The sequence below is a fragment of the Kosakonia sp. CFBP8986 genome, assembly GCF_034044935.1.
Classification (GTDB): Bacteria; Pseudomonadota; Gammaproteobacteria; order Enterobacterales; family Enterobacteriaceae; genus Kosakonia; species Kosakonia cowanii.
In genome coordinates this window covers 33852-56944 of record NZ_JAXCXB010000012.1, presented here as the reverse complement: position 1 = coordinate 56944, position 23093 = coordinate 33852, and the positions used below count along the sequence as shown (strand labels likewise).

Here is a 23093-nt window from a genome sequence, read left to right as displayed (position 1 = left end):
AACCATGTTGGCACAACTCACCATCAGTAATTTTGCTATCGTTCGTGAGCTTGAGATCGATTTTAATAGCGGGATGACGGCTATTACCGGCGAAACCGGCGCAGGTAAATCCATCGCGATTGACGCGCTCGGGCTCTGCCTTGGCGGTCGCGCTGAAGCTGACATGGTACGCGCCGGTGCACAGCGCGCCGATCTCTGCGCCCGCTTTGCTCTGAAAGATACCCCTGCCGCGCAGCGCTGGCTCGAAGAGAATCAGCTTGAAGATGGACGTGAGTGTTTACTTCGCCGCGTCATCAGCAGCGATGGCCGCTCCCGTGGCTTTATCAACGGCACTGCTGTTCCCCTTTCCCAGTTGCGCGAACTGGGTCAACTGCTTATCCAGATCCACGGTCAGCATGCACATCAGCTGCTGATTAAATCCGAACACCAGAAAACCCTGCTCGATGGCTATGCCGGTGAGTATGCGCTCACTCAGCAAATGGCGGAGCGCTACCGCGCCTGGCATCAAAGCTGTCGTGAGCTGGCACAGCACCAGCAGCAGAGCCAGGAGCGCGCCGCGCGCGCTGAGCTGCTGCACTATCAGTTAAAAGAGCTTAACGAGTTCAGCCCGCAGCCGGGCGAATTTGAACAGATCGATGAAGAGTACAAGCGTCTCGCTAACAGCGGGCAGTTGCTCTCCACCAGCCAGCATGCGCTGAACGTGCTTGCCGATGGCGAAGACGTTAACCTGCAGAGCCAGCTCTACAGCGCCCGTCAGCTGCTTACAGAGCTGACCGGGATGGATACGCGTCTCTCCAGCGTGCTGGAGATGCTGGAAGAGGCCGCGATCCAGATCAGCGAAGCCAGCGATGAGCTGCGCCACTACTGCGACCGTTTAGATCTCGATCCCAACCGCCTTTACGAACTGGAGCAGCGTATCTCCCGCCAGATCTCGCTGGCGCGCAAGCACCATATCGCGCCGGAAGAGCTGCCGCAGTTCCACCAGTCTCTGCTGGATGAGCAGCAGCTGCTTGAAGATCAGGCAGATTCGCAGGAGACGCTGGCGCTGGCTGTTAGCCATCATCACCAGCTGGCGCTGGAGAGCGCGCAGCAGCTGCATGCGCAGCGCGTAAAGTATGCGCAGGAGCTCAGCCAGCTGATCACCGAAAGTATGCACTTACTCTCTATGCCGCACGGCGTGTTTGAGATTGATGTGGCATTCAATGACCATACCCTGACGGCAGACGGTGCAGATCGTATCGAGTTTCGTGTCACCACCAACCCAGGGCAGCCGCTGCAGGCGATCGCCAAAGTCGCCTCCGGCGGTGAGCTGTCACGTATTGCGCTGGCGATTCAGGTGATTACCGCCCGTAAGATGGAAACCCCGGCGCTGATCTTCGATGAAGTGGACGTGGGTATCAGCGGCCCGACTGCCGCCGTTGTCGGTAAAATGCTGCGCCAGCTGGGCGAATCGACGCAGGTTATGTGCGTGACGCACCTGCCGCAGGTGGCCGGTTGCGGGCATCACCACTTCTATGTCAGCAAAGAGACCGATGGCGCCATGACAGAAACCCATATGCAGCCGCTGGATAAACGTGCGCGTCTGCAGGAGCTGGCCCGTCTGCTGGGCGGCAGCGAAGTGACGCGTAACGCGCTGGCGAATGCCAAAGAGCTGCTGGCAGCGTAAACTTTTCGGTAATATGACGGTCTGACTTCTCGACAAAACGACAACAGACCCGGCCACAAAGGTTTTAAACTGGCGAAAGGTCTATTATTATCGGCATATTACATATGAGCCACGTACTGTTCGGGCCCGAAAAGGAATCAAATCACTATGCGCTGTAAAATGCTGACTGCTGCCGCAGCGGTTCTTCTGATGTTGACCGCTGGTTGCTCCACTCTGGAACGCGTGGTTTACCGTCCGGATATCAACCAGGGGAACTACCTGACGCCCACCGACGTTGCCAAACTCCGTGTAGGTATGACGCAACAGCAGGTTGCGTATGCACTGGGAACCCCGATGATGAGCGATCCGTTTGGCACCAATACCTGGTTCTATATCTTCCGTCAGCAGCCAGGCCATGAAGATGTGACTCAGCAGACGCTGACTCTGACCTTCAACAGCAACGGCGTGTTAACCAATATCGACAACAAACCGGCACTGACCAACCAGCGCTAAGTTTGTAAAAAGCGGTTAAACACCAGCTGGTTTAACCGCCTGTAAAAGAAAAAGGTGCTCAGTGAGCACCTTTTTTGTATGTCGCGCCAGGCTAAGCAGTTATGACTTGTTTGCCGCTTTCTCGTTCGCCGCTTTTTCAGCACGCTGGCGACGCAGCTCTTTCGGATCGGCAATCAGCGGGCGGTAGATCTCCACGCGATCGCCGTCATTGACGTTGTCGTTCAGCTTCACCGTCCGGCTGTAAATACCGACCTTGTTTACCTTTAAGTCGATATCTTCGCGCAGCTCCAGCAGCCCGGACGCGCGAATCGCCTCTTCGACGGTCGCGCCTACCTCCAGCTTCACCCGCAGCAGATACTGCTTCTCCGGCAATGCATAGGCCACTTCGACAGCGATCTTACCCGGCACGGTAAACCTCTTTCGCGCGATGGGTAAACGCCTGCACCATGTTCGCCGCCAGCTCTTTAAAGATGCGGCCGAAAGCCAGCTCAATCAGCTTATTGGTAAACTCGAAATTGAGCTGAAATTCCACACGGCAGGCATTCGAGCTGAGCGGGGAAAAGGTCCAGCCGCCGCTCAGCGACTTAAACGGACCATCCACCAGGTGCATCAAAATGCTTTTGTTAGCTTCCAGCGTGTTGCGCGTGGTAAAGGTCTTACTGATCCCCGCTTTCGACACGTCCACGGCCGCCGTCATCTCCGTCGGGCCGGAGTCGAGAATTCGGCTGCCGGTACACCCCGGCAGAAACTGCGGGTAGGAGTCCACATCGTTCACTAACTGATACATCTGCTCAGCGCTATAGGGCACCAGCGCAGTACGGCTAATCTGAGGCATAAGGTTTTCCGCATTCACACAATCGTTAAATAATAACATCTCCCCCGGTTGAAAGGAAAACGCGTTGCCCTAACTCATGCTAAGATAACCCGTTCAGCCTCACAGGACGCAATGAGGTCAGTTTCAGATATCAGATTACCGGATGGCTCCACGATACTATGACGAAGAAAAAAGCATATAAACCAGGTTCAGCCACCATTGCGCTGAACAAGCGCGCCCGCCATGAATACTTCATTGAAGAGGAGTTTGAGGCCGGGCTTTCACTGCAGGGCTGGGAAGTAAAATCCTTACGTGCCGGTAAAGCCAATATTGGTGATAGCTACGTGATCCTTAAAGATGGCGAAGCCTATCTCTTCGGCGCTAACTTCACGCCGCTGACCGTCGCCTCCAGCCACTATGTTTGTGACCCGACGCGCACGCGCAAACTGCTGCTGAACCAGCGCGAGCTGGATTCACTCTACGGCCGCATCAACCGCGAAGGTTACACCGTGGTTGCGCTCTCCCTCTACTGGAAGAACGCCTGGTGTAAAGTGAAGATCGGCGTGGCGAAAGGTAAGAAACAGCACGACAAACGTACCGATGTGAAAGAGCGCGAATGGCAGCTCGATAAAGCACGCATCATGAAAAACGCGGGCCGCTAAGTGCTCGCCCGCGCTGCCCTCTCACCCCGGGAGAGGGCATCAACTCCCCGTCCTACCGCTCCCGCAGCGCCTCATTAAGTTTATTCAACGGTTTAATCAGATAATCCATCACCGATTTTTGCCCGGTTTTAATCTCCACGTTGGCGATCATCCCCGGCAGGATAGGGAAACTTTTGCCGCTGCGGTTCTTCAGCTCCGCGCTCTGCGTGCGGACATAAACACGGTAGTAAAACTGATCGCGCCGCACCTCATCCTGCAAGGTATCCGGCGAGACCACCTCAACTGTCCCTTTCAAATCGCCATAGATGGAAGAGTCATAGGCTGTCACCTTCACCGTCGCCGGTAAACCGGGACGAATATAGGCGATATCCCGCGGGTTGATGCGCGTCTCCACCAGCAGTTGATCCTCCAGCGGTACAATCTCCATCAGCTTGCCGCCCGGCTGCACCACCCCGCCAACGGTGTTGATCTGCACATCTTTAACGATCCCGCGCACCGGTGAGTTAAGCACCGCGCGATCCAGCTGATCCGCTTTGCCCGCCATTACCTGTAGCTGCGCATCAAGATCGGCATTATTTTTCACCTGCTCTTCACGGGCGCGCACCGCAAACTGGTTACGCGCCTCGTCGATTTTTCCCTTCAGCTCCGTCGCCTGGCGTTGCAGGCGGATCACCTCGACATCGCTCGCCGCGCCCTTTGCCACCAGCGGCTGCGTCATGCGCAGCTCCGACATCACCAGTTGATGCGTTTTTTGCAGATTCGCCACCGTCTCGTTGAGGTTGCGCCGCCGCGACTCATACAGCTGCCGCTCGCGGGCGACCAGATCCGGTTCGCGCATCGACTCGGCGCTAAAACGCAGCGGCTCGCCGGTTAGCTCCGAGCGCAGACGTTCGCTGGAGGCGCGCAGTGCCCGCACCCGCGCCGCCGCTTCGCCATAGTTAGACTGAAAACGGGTCGGATCGAGCCGCGCCAGCATCTGCCCGCGCTCAACAATATCCCCCTCTTTTACCATCAGGGCGCTGACAATCCCGCCATCAAGGCTTTCAATCACCTGCGCATGAGTTGAGGGGGTGATTTTGCCGGTGCCGACCGTTACCTCATCAAGAATGGCAAACGTCGCCCAGGCAATAAACACCACCAGGCCAAGCAGCGTCAGCCAGATCACCGACGAGTAGAAGCGCCCCTGCCGCGCCAGCTCATCCTGCATTGAGAGTTGACTCATTTCCCGCTCCTCAGACGATGGACGCCACGTTACTGTTGCGCGCCGCCTGTTTCAGCAGCGTATCGCGCGGCCCATCGGCCACCACTTTGCCGTTCTCCATCACCACAATCCGGTCCACCAGGTTGAGCAGCGCCGGGCGATGGGTTACCAGCACCAGCGTGCGTCCGGTGAGCCACTGTTGTAGCTGGCGGATCACCCACGCTTCCAGTTGCTCATCCATGGAGGCCGTTGGTTCATCCAGCAGCACTATTTGCGGATTGCGCACAATCAAACGGCTCAGCAGCACCATCTGCCGCTGCCCGCCGGAAAGCCCGCGTCCGCCCTCATTAATCAGCCGATCGAGGCTGGCGGCATCCTGCTGGACAAGGTTGATCGCCCCGCTGATGCGCAGCGCCTGAATAAGCTCCGCCTCGGTAGCATGTGGATGCCCAAGCATCAGGTTCTGGCGCAGCGTACCGAAGAAGAGGCGCGAATCCTGCGACAGATAACCCACCTGACGGCGCACGTCGGTCGGATCGATATGCGCCATATCGACGCCATCAATAATCACTTTCCCTTTGCTGGCCTGCGCCTGGCCGGAGAGCAGTTTTAACAGCGTTGATTTCCCGGCACCGGTCTTGCCGAGGATCGCCACCCGCTCACCCGGTTTGATCTCCAGTTCGTTAATATTGATCGCCACATCGCCCTTCTCTTCGTCATAGCTGTACTGCATCTGCTGCAACTGAAAGTGGCCTGCCAGCACCGGGCAGTGCGCCATCTTCTTATCTGCCTCTTTATCGAGCGGCTTTTTCAGCAGATCGTTGAGGCCGCTCATCGCCGATTTGGCATGCTGCCAGCGGGAGAAGACCATGGTGAGCTGCATCAGCGGCGCAATGGTGCGTGACGAGAGCAAACTACAGGCCACCAGCGTCCCGGTAGTAATGTCACCATCGATCACCAGAAAGCAGCCAAACACCAGCATCCCGGCATAGGTGATCTGCTGCACCGTCGAGGCCCAGCCGCTCAGTCGTGCGCCCCACACGCGCTGCTTCATGCCAACATTGGCCCCCACGGCGTGAGTGTTCTCCCACTGCCGCTGGAAGTAGGGCTCCGCCTGTAACGCTTTAATGTCCTCCACCCCTTCGATGGACTCCACCAGCACCGCGTTGCGGATCGCACTCTCACGCATCCCGGCTTTCGCCAGCTTGGCCATCGGCCACTGCACCAGCAGCCCGGGGATGATAATCAGCGGAATGGCAACCAGCGGGATGATCACCAGCGGGCCACCGACCAGCGCCATAATGCCGAGAAACAGCAGTACAAACGGGATATCCATCGCCGCGCCGACGGTGGTGGAGGTAAGCAGTTCGCGCACCTGATCAAGCTCGCGCAGCTGGGAGATAAACGATCCGGTCGATTTGGGCCGCGCATCGTTTTTGATCGCCATCGCGCGGGCAAAAAAGAGCGACGAGACATTAAGGTCGATATGTTTGCCCATAATGTCAGAGACATGGGTACGCGCGAGGCGGATAAAGAACTCCAGCGCCGCCGCCAGCAGGACGCCGAAAAACAGCACCCACAGCGTCGGCAGTGACTGCGCCGGGATCACCCGGTCGTAAACCTGCATCGAGAAGAGAATACCGGCCAGCGCCAGCACGTTGCCGACCACCGAGGCGAGGGCGATCTCCGTAAGCTTGCGCCCGCTGTGGCGGAAGTGCTTCCAGAACCAGTGCGCCTCCCACGGGCGGGTAAAATCATCGATACGCGAATCGCGCCCGCGCGCGGCGATGCCCAGCATCACCACCTCAGGCTTCACACGGGTGAGCAGCGTTTCCAGCGGCTCTTCGCGCACCAGATCGCCGCCGTTATCGAGCCAGTAGGTCGCCAGCCCGTCGGCATCCAGCGACTCAAGCAGCAGCAGCTCACCGCTCTCCAGTTGCACAATCACCGGCAGGTTTTGCCCATTCCAGCGCATGCGGGCGAGCGGCACACTGCGCACCTGCAACCCCATTAATCCGCTCAGGCGTTCCAGCTTTGCGCTGAGCGGCAGCGCTTCAAACCAGCGCATCTGTTGGCGCACCGCGGGCGCATCGGCGGGCAGGCCAAAACGTCCTGCCGCGCGCACCATCACATTAATCCAGCTTTCGGTATCCGGCTCTTGCATTACCACTCCTGTGTTGTGCGCTTACAGCGCGGGCAGGTCATCGCCCACGGTACGACTACGTTCAACCCCCAGCATATCGAGCAGGTTGTCTGCCGCGGCGGCATAGCGCACGGCGGCATCCCAGGCGTCATAGCGCGCGGTGATCGACGCGGTATCTGCCTGGAAGACATCCTGTTCAATGCTGAGCAGGTCGTTCAGGCTGCGCTTGCTCAGCCGGTACTCATCGCGGTAGACGCCGCGCGCGCGCCCGGCGCTGTTAGCCTGCGCCTCGCCCGCCTGCTGGCGCAGCTGCGCGCCGGTCAAATCGGCCCACGCTGTGGCCGCCCGCTGGTTAACATCCAGCTTGCTGGCCTCTACCGCCGCCTGCGCATTGGCGCGATCGCCCTGCGCGGCATCGACGCGGGCGCTCACCGCCCCGCCCTGATAGAGCGGCGCATCGACCACCAGCTGTACCTGGTCATCCCAGTAACTGCTTTGATCGTTCTGGTAACGCGTGCGCCCCGCCTGCACCGAGAGCGTCGGCCAGTGCTGCGCCTGCGCCTGGCGAATACGCTGCTCTGCCGCCTGCTGTTTCGCCTGCGCGCTGCGCACGCTGTTGTTGCGCTCATAGGGCAGCGCATCGAGGGTGATATTTTGTTTGAGGAGATCTTCAGGCAGGTCGGGCAGGTTATCGGCAACCACGCCGGTCAGCACGCTGAGCGCCGCCTGGGCGGAGCGCATCTGCGCCTCATATTGCGCCAACGTAGCGTTCATCCCGGCGATGCGCGACTGCGCCTGCAGGCCATCGGAAGCCGAGCTTAATCCTGCTTCGGAGCGCAGCGTCGCCATCTCCAGCACGCTCTCCAGTGAGTGGATATTGTTGCGTGCCGCGTCAGCCAGCGCCTGGTAGCGTTTGACCTGCAAATAGGCTTGCAGGGTCTGCATCCCTACCTCATTGAGCGTGCTGTAGAGATCGTAGCGCCAGGCATCAGAGAGATTGTGCTGCTCATCGATGCTGCCGCCAGTTTTGCCAAAATCGTAGAGCAACTGGCGTAAGGTGACGCCGCCGGAACCGTTGTTATTTAATGACCCCGACGAGTCGGTGCGGTGCGAGCGCCCCAGGTTGCCCTGCAAAGAGAGCTGCGGGAACCAGGCGCTCTCCGCTTCGGTTAAATTGGCTTTGCCCACGCGGATCTGTGCGGCCGCCTGGGCAATTTTTGGATTACGGGCAAAGGCGCGCAAAATCGCGTCTTTGATCGTAAGCTGCGCCGCGCGCTGTTCGCTCGGCGCCCTCTGCCAGCGAAAATCCTGCTCTTCGCCGGGTGCTGCTAATAAACTCGTAACGGGCATAACCAACAACAACAACCCTACCGCTCTTTTCATTCATCCACCCCTGGTGCGCCCGTAATGACCTCTTCCTTAATGCGCCTCATCCCTGAGGCGGCAGACCGTCAGACCATATTGACGTGCAGGCCATGCTGGATCAGCACATCGCTGAGGGTATTGGCCTGCGAACTGTTGTGATAAACGTCGAACTGAATGCCATCCACGTCGCGCTGCCCGCTGATAGCCCAGGTATCGCTGACGCCATGCTTGAGGTTGATCTCATCCCCGATGCTGCCTTTGATCAGCAGATCATCTTCCGGTTTATCGGTAATGCTCAGCGCCTCGTTGACATCCAGCGTGACGCTGTTGCTGCCCGATTTACCGAGATCAATTATCTCGATATTGCTGACTTTGCTCCCCAGTTCGATCAGGTTCAGCAGCAGGTTGGCACCATCAAGCACCAGCGTATCCGTCCCCGCGCCGCCATCGATCTGCACAAAGCCGAGTGAAGAGAGGTGAATGGTGTCGTTGCCGCTGCTCCCCTCCACACTTTCGCCGCTTTCACTGGTGCCATCGGCAAGATCGATACTCAGCCCGCCAATGGTATAACTCTCGTCGCTTGCCGTGGCGGCAGCCGCCGTCTCCTTCTCTGGCTGACGCGCCGTTTCCACCGTGGCCGTATGCTGCGCATTCAGGCTGTCACTGCTGGTGGTTGAGTCCGACTCTTCACTCGCGCTCGCTGCCAGCAGTGAGAAGGTGTTGGCCTCGGCCATCAGCGACGCGCTGGTGCCCGCCGGTGGAGTGGTGGTCGGGTTGCTGCCGTTAAGGCCGACGTTGAGATAGGCCAGGTTACCCGCCACATCCGCGGTGTAGAGGTTCACCACCGTATTGAGCGAGAGGATTTTCGCCAGGTCGAGACCGACATCAAGCTGCGTCGACCACTTGCCGTCCGCGCCAACAATCGCCGTCGCCATGGCGAGGTTGAGTAAATTAACGTGAACAATCGCCCCTTGATTGAGATTAGTTGACGCACCGCTGATCGTCAGTTTTGCTGAGCCAACCAATCCTAGCAGGACGTTGCCGAGGACACTGGTCAGGTTGGTAATCGGGTTAGTGCTGAGCGTCGGCTGGGTCAGTTTCACCTGCACATCAGCTTCCGTCGCGGTGGTGTTGCCCACCCGGTCGGTCACCGAAATACCCACTTTCGCCGCGCCGCTGCTCAGCCCCTGCAGCAAGGTTTTATTCACCGTCGCCGTCCAGTTGCCGTTCGCATCGACGGTGGCGTTGATTGCCGTGCCGCCAACGGTCACTACCACTTTCGAGCCGCTGACCACTCCGCCAATTTTGCCGCCAATGACCTGACCGTTCGCCGCTTCACTGATGTTCAGATAGCCATCGTTACCGAAGAGCGAAGAGAGGGTGATAGTCGGCAGATTATGGGTAATCACATCCAGCGGGCTGGTGATGTTCGCCACTTTCCCGGCGGCGTTGGTCACCGCGACGCTCACCGCCTGGGTACCGTCAGCCAGTGCGCTGAGATCGACTTTCGGTACCGTCACGCTCCAGCTGCCGTTCGATGCCACGGTGGTGAGGTAATTTTTACCGCCAACCGTGACCGTCAGCTGCGAACCGACGGCGTTCTGGCTGGTGCCGGAAATTACCTGCGCGGTGGTGATATCCGCGAGGCTCAGGGCGCCATCACCAAACAGCGAGGTGATCGCCACCGTCGGCAGGGCCTGGATCGCCACGCTGGCGCTCTGTACCACATTGGCGATATTGCCCGCAGCATCCGTCGCGCTGGCAGAGACTTGCAGCGCATTGTTGCCATCCTGCAGGTTTTGCAGCGACACCGCCGGGATCGCCAACTGCCACTGGCCGTTAGCACCGACGGTGGTGGTGTAGGAGAGCAGACCGACCTTCACGGTGATCTGGGTGCCCGCTGCCAGGTTGCTGCTGGTGCCGGAGAGGATCGGGTTGGAGAGCAGATCGTTAAGGTCCAGCGTCCCGTTGCCAAACAGCGTGTTGATACCGATCGAAGGCACCGCCTGCACAATGGCGTTCACCAGCTGGCTGCCGGTCGCGGTGTTACCCACCGCATCGGTTACCGTTGCCGTCACGCTCAGGGTGCCATCGGCGATTGAAGCCAGCGCACCGGCAGAGAGTGCCAGCGACCAGCGCCCGTCGGTGACCGGTACCTGATACGCCGTGCCGCCGACATTCACCGTCACCTGCCCGGAGGTCAGCCCGGTAACAGTACCGGAGATAGTCTGCGCCGCCAGTGCTTCGCTCTGGTTAAGGAAACCATCGTTGCCAAACAGGGAGGTGATTGCCACCGTCGGCACATTTTTCACGCCGATAATCACCTGGCTACCGGCCGTGGTTGAACTGTTACCGTCCGGCGTGAGCAGCGTAATGGACGGCGTAAAGGTGCCATCCGCCAGCCCGGCAAGATCCGTCGGCGTCAGGGCAATAGCGAAGGTGCCGTCAGCATTCACGACGCCATTAAAGACTTTCGCGCCAATCGCCACCTGCACGGTACTGCCGATCGGCGCACCGCTGGCTGCCCCGCTAATGGTCTGATTGACCAGCGAATCGGCCACGTTCAGCAAACCATCGCCAAACAGCGTCACGTTGTTGAGTACCGGCGCCACCAGGTTGACCTTCAGCCCCGCACTCTGCGACGCCTGGTTACCATACTGATCGGTGGCGGTAATGGTCACGGTTTGCGTACCGCTGCCCAGCCCTTGCAGCGCGGCTTTCACCGCATCCGGCAGGTTCACCGACCAGCGCCCGCTATTATCGACATTGGTGGTGAAGGCGGTGGCATCGCCAATCTTGATGGTCAGTGCGCGCCCGGCAAGGTTGGTCGCCGTACCGCTCAGCAGGCCGCTGGCGAGTTCAGGAATGCTCAGCACGCCATCGCCAAACAGCGGATCGAGAGAGATAGCCGGCAGGTTATGGCTGACGACGTTAAAGCTGGCATCGCTCTTGATGACGTTGCCAAACTTATCGGTCACCGTCACGTTGGCAGTCGCCGTGCCGTCCGGCAGTGTGCTCAGCAGTTCAGCGGGAAGCGCGGCGCTCCAGTTACCCAGCGCATCCACGGTAGCGTTAATCGCCCGGCCGCCGAAGTTCACTACCACGCTTGTGACATTGGCGACATTGCTCACCGTGCCGGAAAGGGTCTGCGCCACTGTGCTTTCGACGAGGTTAATCACGTTATCGCCCGCGATCACCACATCGTTAACCACCGGCAGGTCGGTCAGCGCCAGCCCGACATCCACCGTTTCATACCGGGTATTGCCATTGGCATCAACGACACTAACTTGCAGTTGCAAGGTATCGGTAATCAATCCCTGCCAGAGAGAAGGCGGCAGTGAGAAGCTGTAGGAGCCATCCGGCGCTACCGCCAGATCGTTAATGGTGAAGTCCGTGCCGATTACCGTGAGCGACACTTTCGCGCCGCGATAATCGCCACTCACCTTACCGGTAAGCAACTGTGTGACCAGCGATTCCGCGACGTTAAGGATCCCGTCGTTAAACACCTGGTCGATGGCCACGCCGAGGCCTTTGTTCAGCGCAACATTGAGCGACAGATTATTGCTGGAGGTGTTGCCCGCCGCATCCGTTGAGGAGATGGTGACTACCTGCGGCCCGTCGGTCAGGGTAGTGAGATCGAGCTGCGGGAAGGTGTGGCTCCAGTTACCCTGCTGATCGACCGTGCCGGTCCAGCTCAATGGCCCAAGCTGAATCGTCACGCTGTTGCCCGGCTCGCCCTGCCCCTGTAACACCACGCCAGAAGCAGCGTTAACGCTATTGAGCACCGCCGGGACACCGAGGGCATCCACCGCCAGCAACGGCGAGGAGGCATCAACGGTGAAAGCCTGTGTGGCGTTCGTCGCGTTGCCCGCCGCATCGCTCAGGGTGGCAGTAATGGTGTAGCTGCCGTCGCCGAGCGCCGCCATATCTGACTGCGGCACGTCGACCGACCATGTGCCGTTAGCCACCAGCGCAGTGTAGGTTTTGCCATTCAGCGTGACGGTGACCTGGCTGCCGTTGGCATCCGAGGTGCCGCTGATGGTCTGCGCCACCGCTTTTTCACTGCTGTTGATCACGTCATCGCTGGTAAATTGCGTCATCGCCAGCGTCGGCGCGACGGTATCAACGATCACCGTCTGCGAGGCCTTGGCGCTGGCCTGCGCATCGCTCTGCACCGTTATGGTGTAGTTACCGTCCGGCAGCGCGGCGCGCGGCACATCCAGCGTCCAGCTGCCGTCGGGGTTGACCGTCGCCGTGCCGAGCGTCGTTTGCCCATTCAGGATGGTCAACGTGGTGCCGTTGAGGTTAAAAGCCTGACCGGAGAGTCGCAGCGTTCCGCTGCTGAACTCGGTGGCGTTGACATAGTTGTCGCCAGCGACCAGATCCATATTCACCGAATATTGTGGCGGCGTGAGATCGATAGTCAGTGTGCCGCCGTTATTCGCCGTGCCGACGTTGCCCGCCTTATCAATCCCTTCAACCGTAATGGCCCCAGCCTGCAGCTGTGTAAGATCGCCTGGCGTTAATACCAGCTCCCAACTGCCATCGGCCAGAACGGTGGTCTCGAAGACTTTTCCTCCCGCAAAGGTGACACGCACCGTATCGCCGGTGGCTAAGCCGGTTGAGGTGCCGCCGATCGCCTGGCTGGTCTGGCTTTCAGCAAAATCGAGCAGGTTATCGCCCGCAAACGGCGCGGTTACGCTGACCGTCGGTGGATCAAGCAGCAGCGTAGTGGTGATGCTGGCAGTACCGACGTTTTGCGCGCCATCAGTCACGCTGACAGTGATGCTTTGCTGACCGCGCGCGGTAATGCTGCTCCAGTCATCAGCATCCATTGCCAGTGTCCACTGGTTGCCGTTCACCGTGGCGTTAAAGGTTTGATCGCCGATGGTCACTTTGACCTGCGCGTTAGCAGGGTAAGAGGTTGAGAAGGTTCCGCTCAGCGTTGTCCCGGCCGCCGCTTCAGCTGCGCTGACATAGCCATCCGCGAAGACCGGCGCGGTGATGGTGACCGACGGCGGCGTCAGCGCGACCTGGTACTCAACGGTGCTGGTGTTGCTGTTGCCATACTGATCTTCGGCATAGATCGAAATCTCATGCTCGCCCGGGGCGAGAGATTGCAGCGTGCCGGCCGGGAGCACCACCGACCAGTTGCCGTTGGCATCGACGTTAGCGGTATAGGTAACGCCATCGACGTCAATCTTCACCGTCACATACTGGTTCGGCCCGGTGGCACCGGTGAGACCCGCCAGCGTGACCTCACCTGCCGCTTCGCTAATATTGACAATGCTATCGCCAAACGGATTGGTGACTGTCGGTGCAGGCAGCGCAGTGTGTACCGTGACGTCCGGAGTTTGCTGCGCATCGGTGGTGGCCGTGTTGCCCGCGCGATCGGATACCGTGACGCTAAACGGCAGCGAGTCGTTATCGCTCAGCGCCGCTAAATCCGCCTGCGGAACCGTCACCGTCCAGTCGCCATTCTCATTGACCGTGCCCGTGTAGGTTTTCGTCCCCAGCACTACCGACACAGTTTGCCCGGTGCCAATCACCCCGGTGTTACCGGTGATCAGCTGATCGCTCTTGGTTTCAGCGCTGTTAATGGTGAAATCGCCAAACGGCGTCACATAGTTGGCCTGCGGTAGCGCATTGATAATCGCTTCAAAACTGCCCTGCCCGGTCGACTGGTTATCCGCCGTATCAGTCACCGTGACGGTGACAGGCAGCACGCCATCCGGCAGTGCCTGCAACGTGGCGCTGTCGACATTCAGTGACCAGGTGCCATCCGCATTGATGGTCGCCGCCAGCGGCGCGCCGTTATTAATGCTGACGGTAACCGAGGCAACGCGCGACGGATCAAGGTTAAGCTGCCCGCTAAGGGTTTGTGTGCCCGCGGCCTCGGTGGCGCTGAGAATGCCGTCGGTAAAGAGCGGCGCTAATTGCGGCTCAGGCAGCGGATCGGTGCGGATTTCAACGCTTACCGGGTCAGAAACCGCCGTGTTACCCGCGCGATCGGTGACCGAGATCTGCACATCGTGCGTCCCGTCGGTGATGGCAATCAGCTGCGCCGGTGTCAGGGAGACGATCCAGTTGCCGTTGTTATCAACGGCGCCGGTAAACTGCTGACCGTTATCAAGGATGATGCTTACTGACTGCCCAGGGCCGGACTGGCCGGTGGAGCCAGTCAGTTGCACACCGGCGTTGGCTTCCGCCTGGCCGAGAATATTGTCATCGCCAAACAGCGGTTCGGTGACCGTGGCCGTTGGCCGTGTCAGCACCACATCGAGGTTGCCATTAACCGTGGCCGGGTTACCAAACGCATCCACCCCGGTGACCGTCACGGTGTATTGACCGCTGGTGTCCAGCGAACCGCTCGGGATCACCGCCGACCAGGTGCCATCGTTGACCTCACCGATATAATCTTTGCCATTGATGGTCACCACAACCCGCGTGCCGTTGGCAAGGCCGCTGGCACTGCCGCTGAGCGTGCTGTCGCTGGCGGCTTCACTAATGCTGACAATGTTATTGCCGAACATAGGATCGAGTGCCAACGTCGGGCCATCGACGGTTTTGACATTGATGTCGACCGGCTGCGGGTTGCTATTGCCTGCGGCATCGGTGGTGACGAAGGTGATTTGCGACGTGCCCTGCGGCAACGCCTGCAAACTCCCCGCCGGGATCACCATGCTCCACGCGCCCTGCTCATTGACCAGCGCCGAGAGCGTAGTGCCGTTGAGAGTAAGCGTCACCGTCTCGCCAGGGGTACCTGTGCCACTCACCGTCTGATCGACGGCCGCTTCAGCGATGCTGATATTGCCATCACTGAGGAACGAATTCGCAACATCCACCGCCAGCGTCGGCGCACTGAGATCGACCGTTACACTGCTGCTGGCGCTCGCCGGGTTCAGCGCGGCATCGACCGCCGACGCCGAGACGACATATGGCGTGCCGTTGGCCGTCTCTTGCAGCGCCTGCATATCGGCCTGCGGCACGGTAATGGTCCAGTTACCGCTGCTGTTGACGCTGCCGGTGTAGGTTTTATCGTTAAACAGAACGGTGATTACCGTTCCTGCAGCCAGCGACGTTGATGACCCGCTGATGTTCAGCGGCTGACCACGCTCGAGGGCGTTAATCACATCATCCTGCGCGACCGGGTTAATGGTGATGGTCGGCTGCGCCGCGGGCTGCGCGGCGAAGGTGACGTTATGGCTGGAGATGGTGCTGTTGCCCGCCACATCGTTCACCGTAACCGAGATGGCCTGACGACCATCCGGCACCTGCGCCAGATCGGCCGGCGGTACCGTTACCGACCAGCGCCCCTCGGCGTTAACCGTCGCCGTATAATTTTTGCCGTTTAAGGTTACCGTCAGCGTCTGGCCTGCTTCGACATTCTGTGAAGAGCCGGAAATCGTTACCCCACTCTGCCCGTTCGCTTCCGCGCGGTTAATGAAATCATCCCCGGCGACTTTATCGATCTGCACCTGTGGCGCATTGGCGGGAGAGGCGTCGAGCGTAAAGGTGTCGGTTTGCGTACTGCTGTTACCCGCAGCATCGGTAACGGTAACGCGCACCGCGACCGGACCATCCGGCACGCCTGCCAGCGCACCGGCAGGGAGCACTACGCTCCAGGTGCCGTCCGGCTGGATAATGGCGTCGTAGTTCTGCCCGTTGACCAGCACGATAACGGTTTGCGCCGACTGCGCATCGTAGACGCCGGTACCGGTGATGGTGACCGCGCCAGCGGCTTCAGCGCTGTTAATGATGTTATCGGTGGTGACGTCGTCGATAGTGAAAGTTGGCAATACCGTATCGACGGTCATCGGTGCCGAACTGCTGACGGTGTTACCCGCCGCATCGGTGGCGGTTACCGTCACAGTATGGGGCCCTTGGGAGAGAGCACCGAGTTGTGCAGGCGTTAGCGGCAGCGTCCAGTTGCCGTTCGCATCCACCTGGGCGGTGAGCGGCGTGCCGTTATCAAGGGTGATGGTTACACTTTGACCGGCGCCAACGATACCGGTATTGCCCGCCAGGTTACCGCCTGCGGCCGCTTCCTGAGCGTTAACCACGCCATCACCGAACGGCGCATTGACGGCAGGCTGCGGCAGCACGTGGGTGATGATAGTAAATGGCAGTTCGTTGGAGATAATCGCATTGTTGGCATCCACACCGGTGACCGTCAGCGTCGCGGTACCATCGGCAATGGCGGCGGCATCCGCATTCGGCACCGTCACCTGCCAGCCACCGCCCGCCGTCACGGTGGCGGTGTACTGCACACCGTTCAGGGTCACGGTAATGGTGTTCCCTTCCGGGATACGCACCGACGTGCCGCTGATGGTCAGGCCATCGGCAATGTCTGCGGCGCTGATACGGTTATCGCCGTCAACCGGGTTAATGGCAATTGCGCTGGCAGTGGTATCGACTTTGAAGGTGCTGGAGACCGGCGGCGAGGTGTTGCCCGCGCTGTCCTTTACCGTCACTGAAATGGTGTAGCTACCGTTGGTCAGGCTGCTGAGCACTGACGGAGCGACAGGAATGGACCAGAGGCCATCGCCGCCCACCACGCCGGTGAGTGTTTGCCCGTTGAGTATGACGGAGACCGTCGCGCCCGGCTCGGCCGGAACCGTGCGTCCGGTCAGGCTAAAGCCAGTGTTCTGCTCCGCCAGATCGATAATGTTGTCGCGGGCCACCGGATCCATCACCACGTTAGGCGCGGAGGTATCGACAGTCACCGTGCGGATGGTTGTCGTTACGTTACCTGCGCTGTCGGTGGCCGTGACGGTCCATGAACTGGCACCGTCAGGCAGAGCGCCAAGCGCGCCGCTGCCGAGGTTAACGCTCCAGCTGCCATTGGTGATGGTTGCCGGATAGCTTTTGCCGTTAAGGGTGATGACCACCGAAGCCGCATCGCCAGAGGTGGTGCCAGAAAGCGTGATACCGGCGGCGATATTGCTGCCGTTCAGCACATCGGTACCGTTAATCGGCGTAACGCTTAATGCTGGCGGGGTTTTATCCACCGTAAAGTTGACGGTGCTGTTAGCACTGTTACCTGCCACATCGGTCGCCACTACGGTCAGACTACCAGGCCCTTCGGCTAACAGCTCCATTGCACCCTGCGGCAAGGTCAGTGACCAGCTGCCGTCAGCATTCACCACGCCGCTGTATTGCTGGCCGTTCAGGATGGCGACCACTTTTTGCCCGGCGCCGACAACATTGGTGTTGCCGGTCAGCGTCTGGCTCTGGCCCGATTCCGCCAGGCTCACAATGTTATCCACAAAGGCCGGATCGACCGATACGCTCGGCAAAGTATTGATCGCTACCGTGAAGTTGTGGCTATCAAGCACCGTACCACCGCTGGTGGTGACCGTGGCAGTTACCGTCTGGGTGCCATCTGCAAGCGCCTTCAATGCGGCCGGATCGACCACCGTTTGCCAGGAGCCATCCGCCTGAATCGTCGCCGCATAGTTCACACCGTTCAGCGTGACGGTAACGACCGTGCCCGCAGGCAGGCCTGCGCTGTTACCCCGGATGGTTAAACCATTAGCCGCTTCACTGGCGTTGAGGTAGTCATCGCTGGCGATAATATTGATCGCCACCGCATCGCTGGTGGTGTCGACATTAAAGCCCGACTCAATAGTGGTGCTCTGCCCAAAGCCATCCGTCACGCTTACGGTGAGCGTTTGCCCGCCATCGGCCAGCTTTTGCAGCTCAGCGGCAGGAAGGGTCACCTGCCAGTTGCCCTGAATGTCCGTGACCCCTTCGTAACGCACGCCATTTAAAATCACGGTGACGATACTGCCCGCCTCCGCGTTGGATGTGCCATGCAGGATCTGATCAACTTTGATTTCCGCCGCATCAAGCGTGTTGCCGTCGGTAAGCGCCTGTAGGCCAATTTCCACACCGCTGGTTTTCACCGCGATCGGCTGCGTAACGGTGGTGCGGTTACCGGCCGCATCGGTCAGCGTAACCGTCAGCGGGTAACTGCCGCTTTGAAGCGCGCCCAGATCTGCCGACGGCAACGCGAGTTGCCAGTTACCGTCGCTGCCCACAACCGTGGTGTAGGTTTTGCCATTCAGGGTGACGACGACGGTTTGTCCCTGCTCACTGACCCCGCTTACGCCCCTTAAAACCTGATCCTGGTCCAGTTCTGCGCCGTTTAGTTTGCCGTCGTTGGTGAGCGGCAGCACGCTCAGCGCCGGGAATTGCGTATCCACAATTGCCGTCTGAGTGAGCGGGGCAGTGTTACCCGCCGCATCGCTGGCGTTCACCGTCACGGTGACGAGGCCATCCGGGATATTTTGCAGATCGCCGGCGGGAATGGTCACTTTCCAGGTACCGTCGTTATCGACCGTCGCCTGGTAGGTTTTACCCGCCACCTGGACGGTAACGCGCTGTCCGATGCTGGTCACACCGGTGTTGCCGCTCAATACCTGATCAACCCCTTTCTCGGCGGCATTGAGATAACCGTCGCCAAACGGCGCATCCATGACCGGATCAGGCAAGCGGTGAACTTGCACATTGAGCGTGCGCGAGTCTTGCGCGCTCTGATCGTCAAGTACCACCGTGGCGGTGATGACATTTGCCCCATCTTCAAGGCGCAGTAAGTCTTCCGACGGAATGGTCACGCTCCAGCGCCCGGAGGCATCAATGCTGGTCACCGGGTAGTTGATGCCGTTGACGGTGACATAAATCGTCACCCCTTCGCCAAAGACGGTAGTTACGCCGCGCACTTCAAGCGGGTTTTCCGCTTCGCTGGCGTTGAGATAGTCATCGGTGGAGAGGATGGCGATGGCGACACCGGTCAGCGTGGTATCGACGTTAACCGGAACTGTCCTGACGATCGCATTGCCATCCGCATCGTTAACACTGACGGTCAGTGCACTGTCGCCCTGCGGCAATAAGCCGAGATCGCCCGCAGGGATTGAGGTTTTCCAGCTGCCATCACCCATCACTTCGGCATAGTAGGTTTTGCCATTAAGGGTAATGGTCACCACCTGCCCTGGCGGGATGTTGTAGGTCTGACCAGAGAGCACCTGCGTGATGAGGATTTCGGCGCTGTTAATGATGTTGTCGGTGGCAACCGGATTGATGGTGATATCCGGGGTGTTGAAGTTGGTACTGAAGTCGCGCGTCTCTTCGGAGACGTTACCGGCAATATCGACCGCGCGATAAAGCAGGGTGTAACTCTGCCTGTCTACCAGCAGCGCCATGTCTGCTGCGGGAATAACCAGCTGCCACTGACCGTCAGCATCGGCAATTGCGCTGTAGGTGCGGCCATTAAGCGTGACGTAAATCGTGCTGCCGGCATCCTCTGCACCGACATAGCCGCGGACGATTTTATCCGCCACATGCTGATCCTGATCGAGGACGTCGCCCGGCGTGAACTGAGTAAGCTCAAGCACCGGCGGCGTGGTACTGATCATGATTTGCGTATCCGCAGCCGCGGTCGCGCCCGCAGGGGTCACCAGCGCAAAGCGTAAGAGATGGAAGCCCTGTGAGAAGGTGTTCAGATCGGCTGGCGAGAGCCAGACGCCCCAACTGCCATCATCTGCAACGGTGGTGGTCCACTTTTTGCCGTTGGCGCTGATGGTGACAGTACTCCCGGCATGAATCGCTTCTGTCATGCCGCTCAGGAGCTGCGGCTCGGTTGATTCGGCAAGGTTGATGATGTTATCGGAGGCAATCGTGTTAATTCTGAGCGTCGGAACCACCGGTGTCTCGCCGCCGCCGTTATCTCCTCCCCCGTTGTCGCCACCGCCGTTATTACCGCCGCCGTTGTTGCCACCGCCATTATCACCGCCGCCGTTGTCACCGCCGCCGTTATTGTTATTGCCGCCTCCACCTCCGCTATTATTTGCTGCAGCGGCTACGCCCACAATACCGCCAACGGCCGCCAGGCCGCCGAGTACCGCCAGGGCCGACAGGCCGCTGGTACCGACCAGCGATCCCAGCGCTACGTCGCTAAACGCCGGAACGATGGTCTCTGCAGTGGCCGGCCCCGCAGCTGCCGCATAGGGGAAGGCGGCCTGATGTGTGCCCAGCTCATCTTCAAAAATCATCTCGCTGTGTAGACCCTCGCCATCCACGGCAAAGAAGCTGGTGTAGCGCACCGTGGAGCCATCTTTCATATGGACGATCAGGTCGTTTCCTTCACGCTCGAAGAAATTCACTGACTCCTGCGAAGCATTAACGCGGACGATACTGGTTTCAGTCAGATTTACTACTCTGTCGCTGCCTTTTGCATATTGCGCAACTACATCGCCAGTTTTTTGGTTTATTACATCGACGGAACCAGGAAGACTATTTTGCGGGGCCATATTTTCACCTCGGAAGCGAAAGCAATATTAGAGCGCCTGCGAGCATCTGTTTTTGCGCAGGATTACGGTTTACCAATTCACCAGGATTGACAGGAAGCGGATGTGGGACATACGAGATGAAAAATAGCTAAGTCGTTGTTTTTCATTTATTATGTTAATCCATCATCATTTAATAAATTTTTACATTAAGAAAGATATAAACAAGCTTCTCTATTTAGGCAACGTTTTAAATCACAAATTGATAACAATTACCTTCGATACAGAATATATTTTAAGGGATATATCTCAAATTAAGTGCCGCTTAATTTTGCGCATAAATTGATTAATAGAAATTGAATTAATGACGCGAGAAATGTAAAGAAATTTACAATGTATAATATATTAGAGAACGCTAATTAATATTACCCTTAGTCTCTCTTCATATTTATTTACGCCTGAAATAATTGCTTTTCTATATAACTATCCTGCTTAAGCAGTTGGTTAGAAAACAGGCAGATGGTTGAAAGTAAAAACGTTGCGGATATGGACTGGCATGTCACGGTGAAAGTTTGCTATACTCCTTTTCACACTTTTGGGGCTGATTCTGGATTCGACGGGATTCGCGAAACCCAAGGTGCATGCCGAGGGGCGGTTGGCCTCGTAAAAAGCCGCAAAAAAATAGTCGCAAACGACGAAAACTACGCTTTAGCAGCTTAATAACCTGCTTAGAGCCCTCTCTCCCTAGCCTCCGCTCTTAGGACGGGGATCAAGAGAGGTCAAACCCAAAAGAGATCGCGCGGATGCCCTGCCTGGGGTTGAAGTGCTAAAACTAATCAGGCTAGTCTGTCAGTGGCGTGTCCTTCCGCAGCTGGCCGGCGAATGTAAAGACGGACTAAGCATGTAGTACCGAGGATGTAGGAATTTCGGACGCGGGTTCAACTCCCGCCAGCTCCACCAAAATTCTTGGTTGATGGTCACCAGAGCCAGTCAACGAAGTCCTGAAAGCCCGCACGGCGAAAGCCCTGCGGGCTTTTTTGTGCCCTCAGTTTGTCCCGCAAAGTCCGAAGAGAACTAATTAAATCCGAACCTTTTAGGCCCATTGATAGGCCCAACGAAAAGCTCTATTGTTTTCGTTGGGCCTAAACGCATGGAGACTCCACCATGGAAGAAAAACCAAGCCGTTAACCGCTAGCAAATAAAACAAGGGGTTACGTGAAAGCGTAGCCCTTTATTTTATACAATGTCCACTTTAGGTCCACCCAGACAGGAAAAGGGGGGTCACGTCTAAACGTAACCCCTTTGGTCTGCGTGTCGTCTCTGTTTCTTAATGCTTTTACGCTTCGCCTTTCAGTACGTCCATTAACCACGCGATCAGATAGGCCAGGATAAAGAACCCTACAAATCCCGTCAGCTTAAACCAGCCATCCAAAACAAACAGGCTACCGAAAGCAGCCCAGGAACAAACGCCGGTCGATATCCCCTCGACCAGACCGGCAAACTGAAACCCAATAAATTTGCAAAACTTAACGAGGGAGAATTTTGCAGATTTCGTTTTTAGTTCCTTGCAATAGAGGGGCATAAATGAGGTAGGTCTCCAGTTTCTTTTGGCAAACAACCATATCCAGATTCTATGGTCGATTACATAAAAGCATTATGCATCATTTCCCTTTAGTTTATCTGAAACATAGATAATCAGGCATATCAATGCGAAGCAGCTCAAAAAAACGCCTAACTTATATAACCACCTATCAAAAATAAATAGGCAAGTAAACGCCGCGATAGACAGGATACCTCTTCCACAGGCATCGAACATATCAACTGCATGTATCCATATCTTCTTCGAAAGATCATTTTCCGAGGATTTTGTAGATTTCATCCTGTATCCCTTTGCACTGTATTGGGTGACTGTGATTATACATAAGATAGGGTTCTAACGGCTTTTCAACGAGAAAGTAAAGCATATCCAGATTCATGGGAGGCGCCCATACAGGCATTCTTAGCAATATTTCGTGGATTTGGCACTTCGATCTGCATATCAACTTCCTCCAGCAGATTGCTGGTGCCATGAAAGAAAAGCGTTGCTCCAGCCACTACCTCCAGGATATCCCCGGTAGCAGCGGCCCCCGCGCCATAGCGAAACCGCTTGCCATCTGTAATACGCCAACGAGGATTCCAACAACTGCCACGTTCCACAAAGAATTTGCTTGTCATGTAAATGAGATCTAAAGGGGCCTTGAATCAAGAAGCTCCCTGCCGGTAGCATTCATCTCAATGAGATTCGTTCTGGGGCATGCAAAAAGGTGTTGCGCGTACAGAATTTCAATTAAAAATAAGCGAAAATGGTAAATGGGTGTACCCAGTATAAAGGCAACTCATCGCCATATGTAGCAGCATCCGTGCAGAGCTTAAGGGTGAGCCAGGAAAATTAAGAAGAACCATAATTGAACTATTTACATATAA

Annotated in this window: 11 protein-coding genes and 1 other RNA gene; 4 read left to right on the top strand and 8 right to left on the bottom strand. The window is 57.8% G+C overall.

Annotated features, from left to right (window positions below; translation table 11 throughout):
• Window positions 1-4 precede the first annotated feature (4 nt).
• Window positions 5-1666 carry a DNA repair protein RecN gene (gene recN / locus SOM48_RS20625; RefSeq protein WP_139568126.1) on the top strand — a complete coding sequence of 554 codons (1662 nt, stop codon included), beginning with the start codon at window positions 5-7 and terminating at the stop codon, window positions 1664-1666.
• Window positions 1667-1813: 147 nt separating this feature from the next.
• Complete coding sequence (gene bamE, locus SOM48_RS20620; RefSeq protein ID WP_320512918.1) at window positions 1814-2158, top strand: outer membrane protein assembly factor BamE; 345 nt, start codon at window positions 1814-1816, stop codon at window positions 2156-2158.
• 99 nt (window positions 2159-2257) lie between these two features.
• On the opposite strand, the gene SOM48_RS20615 is transcribed toward bamE, so the two are convergent.
• Together SOM48_RS20615 and SOM48_RS20610 are read right to left on the bottom strand one after the other, a co-directional pair.
• Complete coding sequence (locus SOM48_RS20615) at window positions 2258-2566, bottom strand: RnfH family protein (protein ID WP_320512917.1); 309 nt, start codon at window positions 2564-2566, stop codon at window positions 2258-2260.
• Window positions 2556-2993 carry a type II toxin-antitoxin system RatA family toxin gene (locus SOM48_RS20610; RefSeq protein WP_023480643.1) on the bottom strand — a complete coding sequence of 146 codons (438 nt, stop codon included), beginning with the start codon at window positions 2991-2993 and terminating at the stop codon, window positions 2556-2558. Before SOM48_RS20610 ends, SOM48_RS20615 begins: the two co-directional genes overlap by 11 nt.
• Window positions 2994-3151: 158 nt before the next feature.
• Between SOM48_RS20610 and smpB the strand changes: the two genes are divergently transcribed.
• Window positions 3152-3634, top strand: coding sequence for an SsrA-binding protein SmpB (smpB, locus tag SOM48_RS20605; protein ID WP_023480573.1), 483 nt, complete (start codon window positions 3152-3154; stop codon window positions 3632-3634).
• Between the two features lie 52 nt (window positions 3635-3686).
• Here smpB and SOM48_RS20600 read toward each other — a convergent pair whose 3' ends face one another.
• From SOM48_RS20600 to SOM48_RS20585, 4 genes are all read right to left on the bottom strand, one after another.
• Window positions 3687-4856, bottom strand: a complete 1170-nt coding sequence (locus tag SOM48_RS20600) for a beta-barrel domain-containing protein (protein ID WP_042712414.1) — start codon at window positions 4854-4856, stop codon at window positions 3687-3689.
• A 10-nt stretch (window positions 4857-4866) separates the two neighbouring features.
• Window positions 4867-6999, bottom strand: coding sequence for a type I secretion system permease/ATPase (locus SOM48_RS20595; RefSeq protein WP_042712416.1), 2133 nt, complete (start codon window positions 6997-6999; stop codon window positions 4867-4869).
• A 21-nt stretch (window positions 7000-7020) separates the two neighbouring features.
• Complete coding sequence (locus tag SOM48_RS20590) at window positions 7021-8328, bottom strand: TolC family outer membrane protein (RefSeq protein ID WP_233631582.1); 1308 nt, start codon at window positions 8326-8328, stop codon at window positions 7021-7023.
• A 101-nt stretch (window positions 8329-8429) separates the two neighbouring features.
• Window positions 8430-20654 (bottom strand): Ig-like domain-containing protein, encoded by a 12225-nt coding sequence (locus SOM48_RS20585; RefSeq protein ID WP_320512916.1) that lies wholly within the window; start codon window positions 20652-20654, stop codon window positions 8430-8432.
• A gap of 573 nt (window positions 20655-21227) precedes the next feature.
• Here SOM48_RS20585 and ssrA point away from each other — a divergent pair.
• Window positions 21228-21590, top strand: a transfer-messenger RNA (tmRNA) gene (gene ssrA, locus SOM48_RS20580).
• Window positions 21591-21966: 376 nt separating this feature from the next.
• Here the strand turns inward: ssrA and SOM48_RS20575 are convergent.
• Together SOM48_RS20575 and SOM48_RS20570 are read right to left on the bottom strand one after the other, a co-directional pair.
• Window positions 21967-22212, bottom strand: coding sequence for a hypothetical protein (locus SOM48_RS20575; RefSeq protein WP_320512915.1), 246 nt, complete (start codon window positions 22210-22212; stop codon window positions 21967-21969).
• Window positions 22213-22574: 362 nt separating this feature from the next.
• Window positions 22575-22844, bottom strand: coding sequence for a hypothetical protein (locus SOM48_RS20570; RefSeq protein ID WP_320512914.1), 270 nt, complete (start codon window positions 22842-22844; stop codon window positions 22575-22577).
• Window positions 22845-23093: the final 249 nt, after the last annotated feature.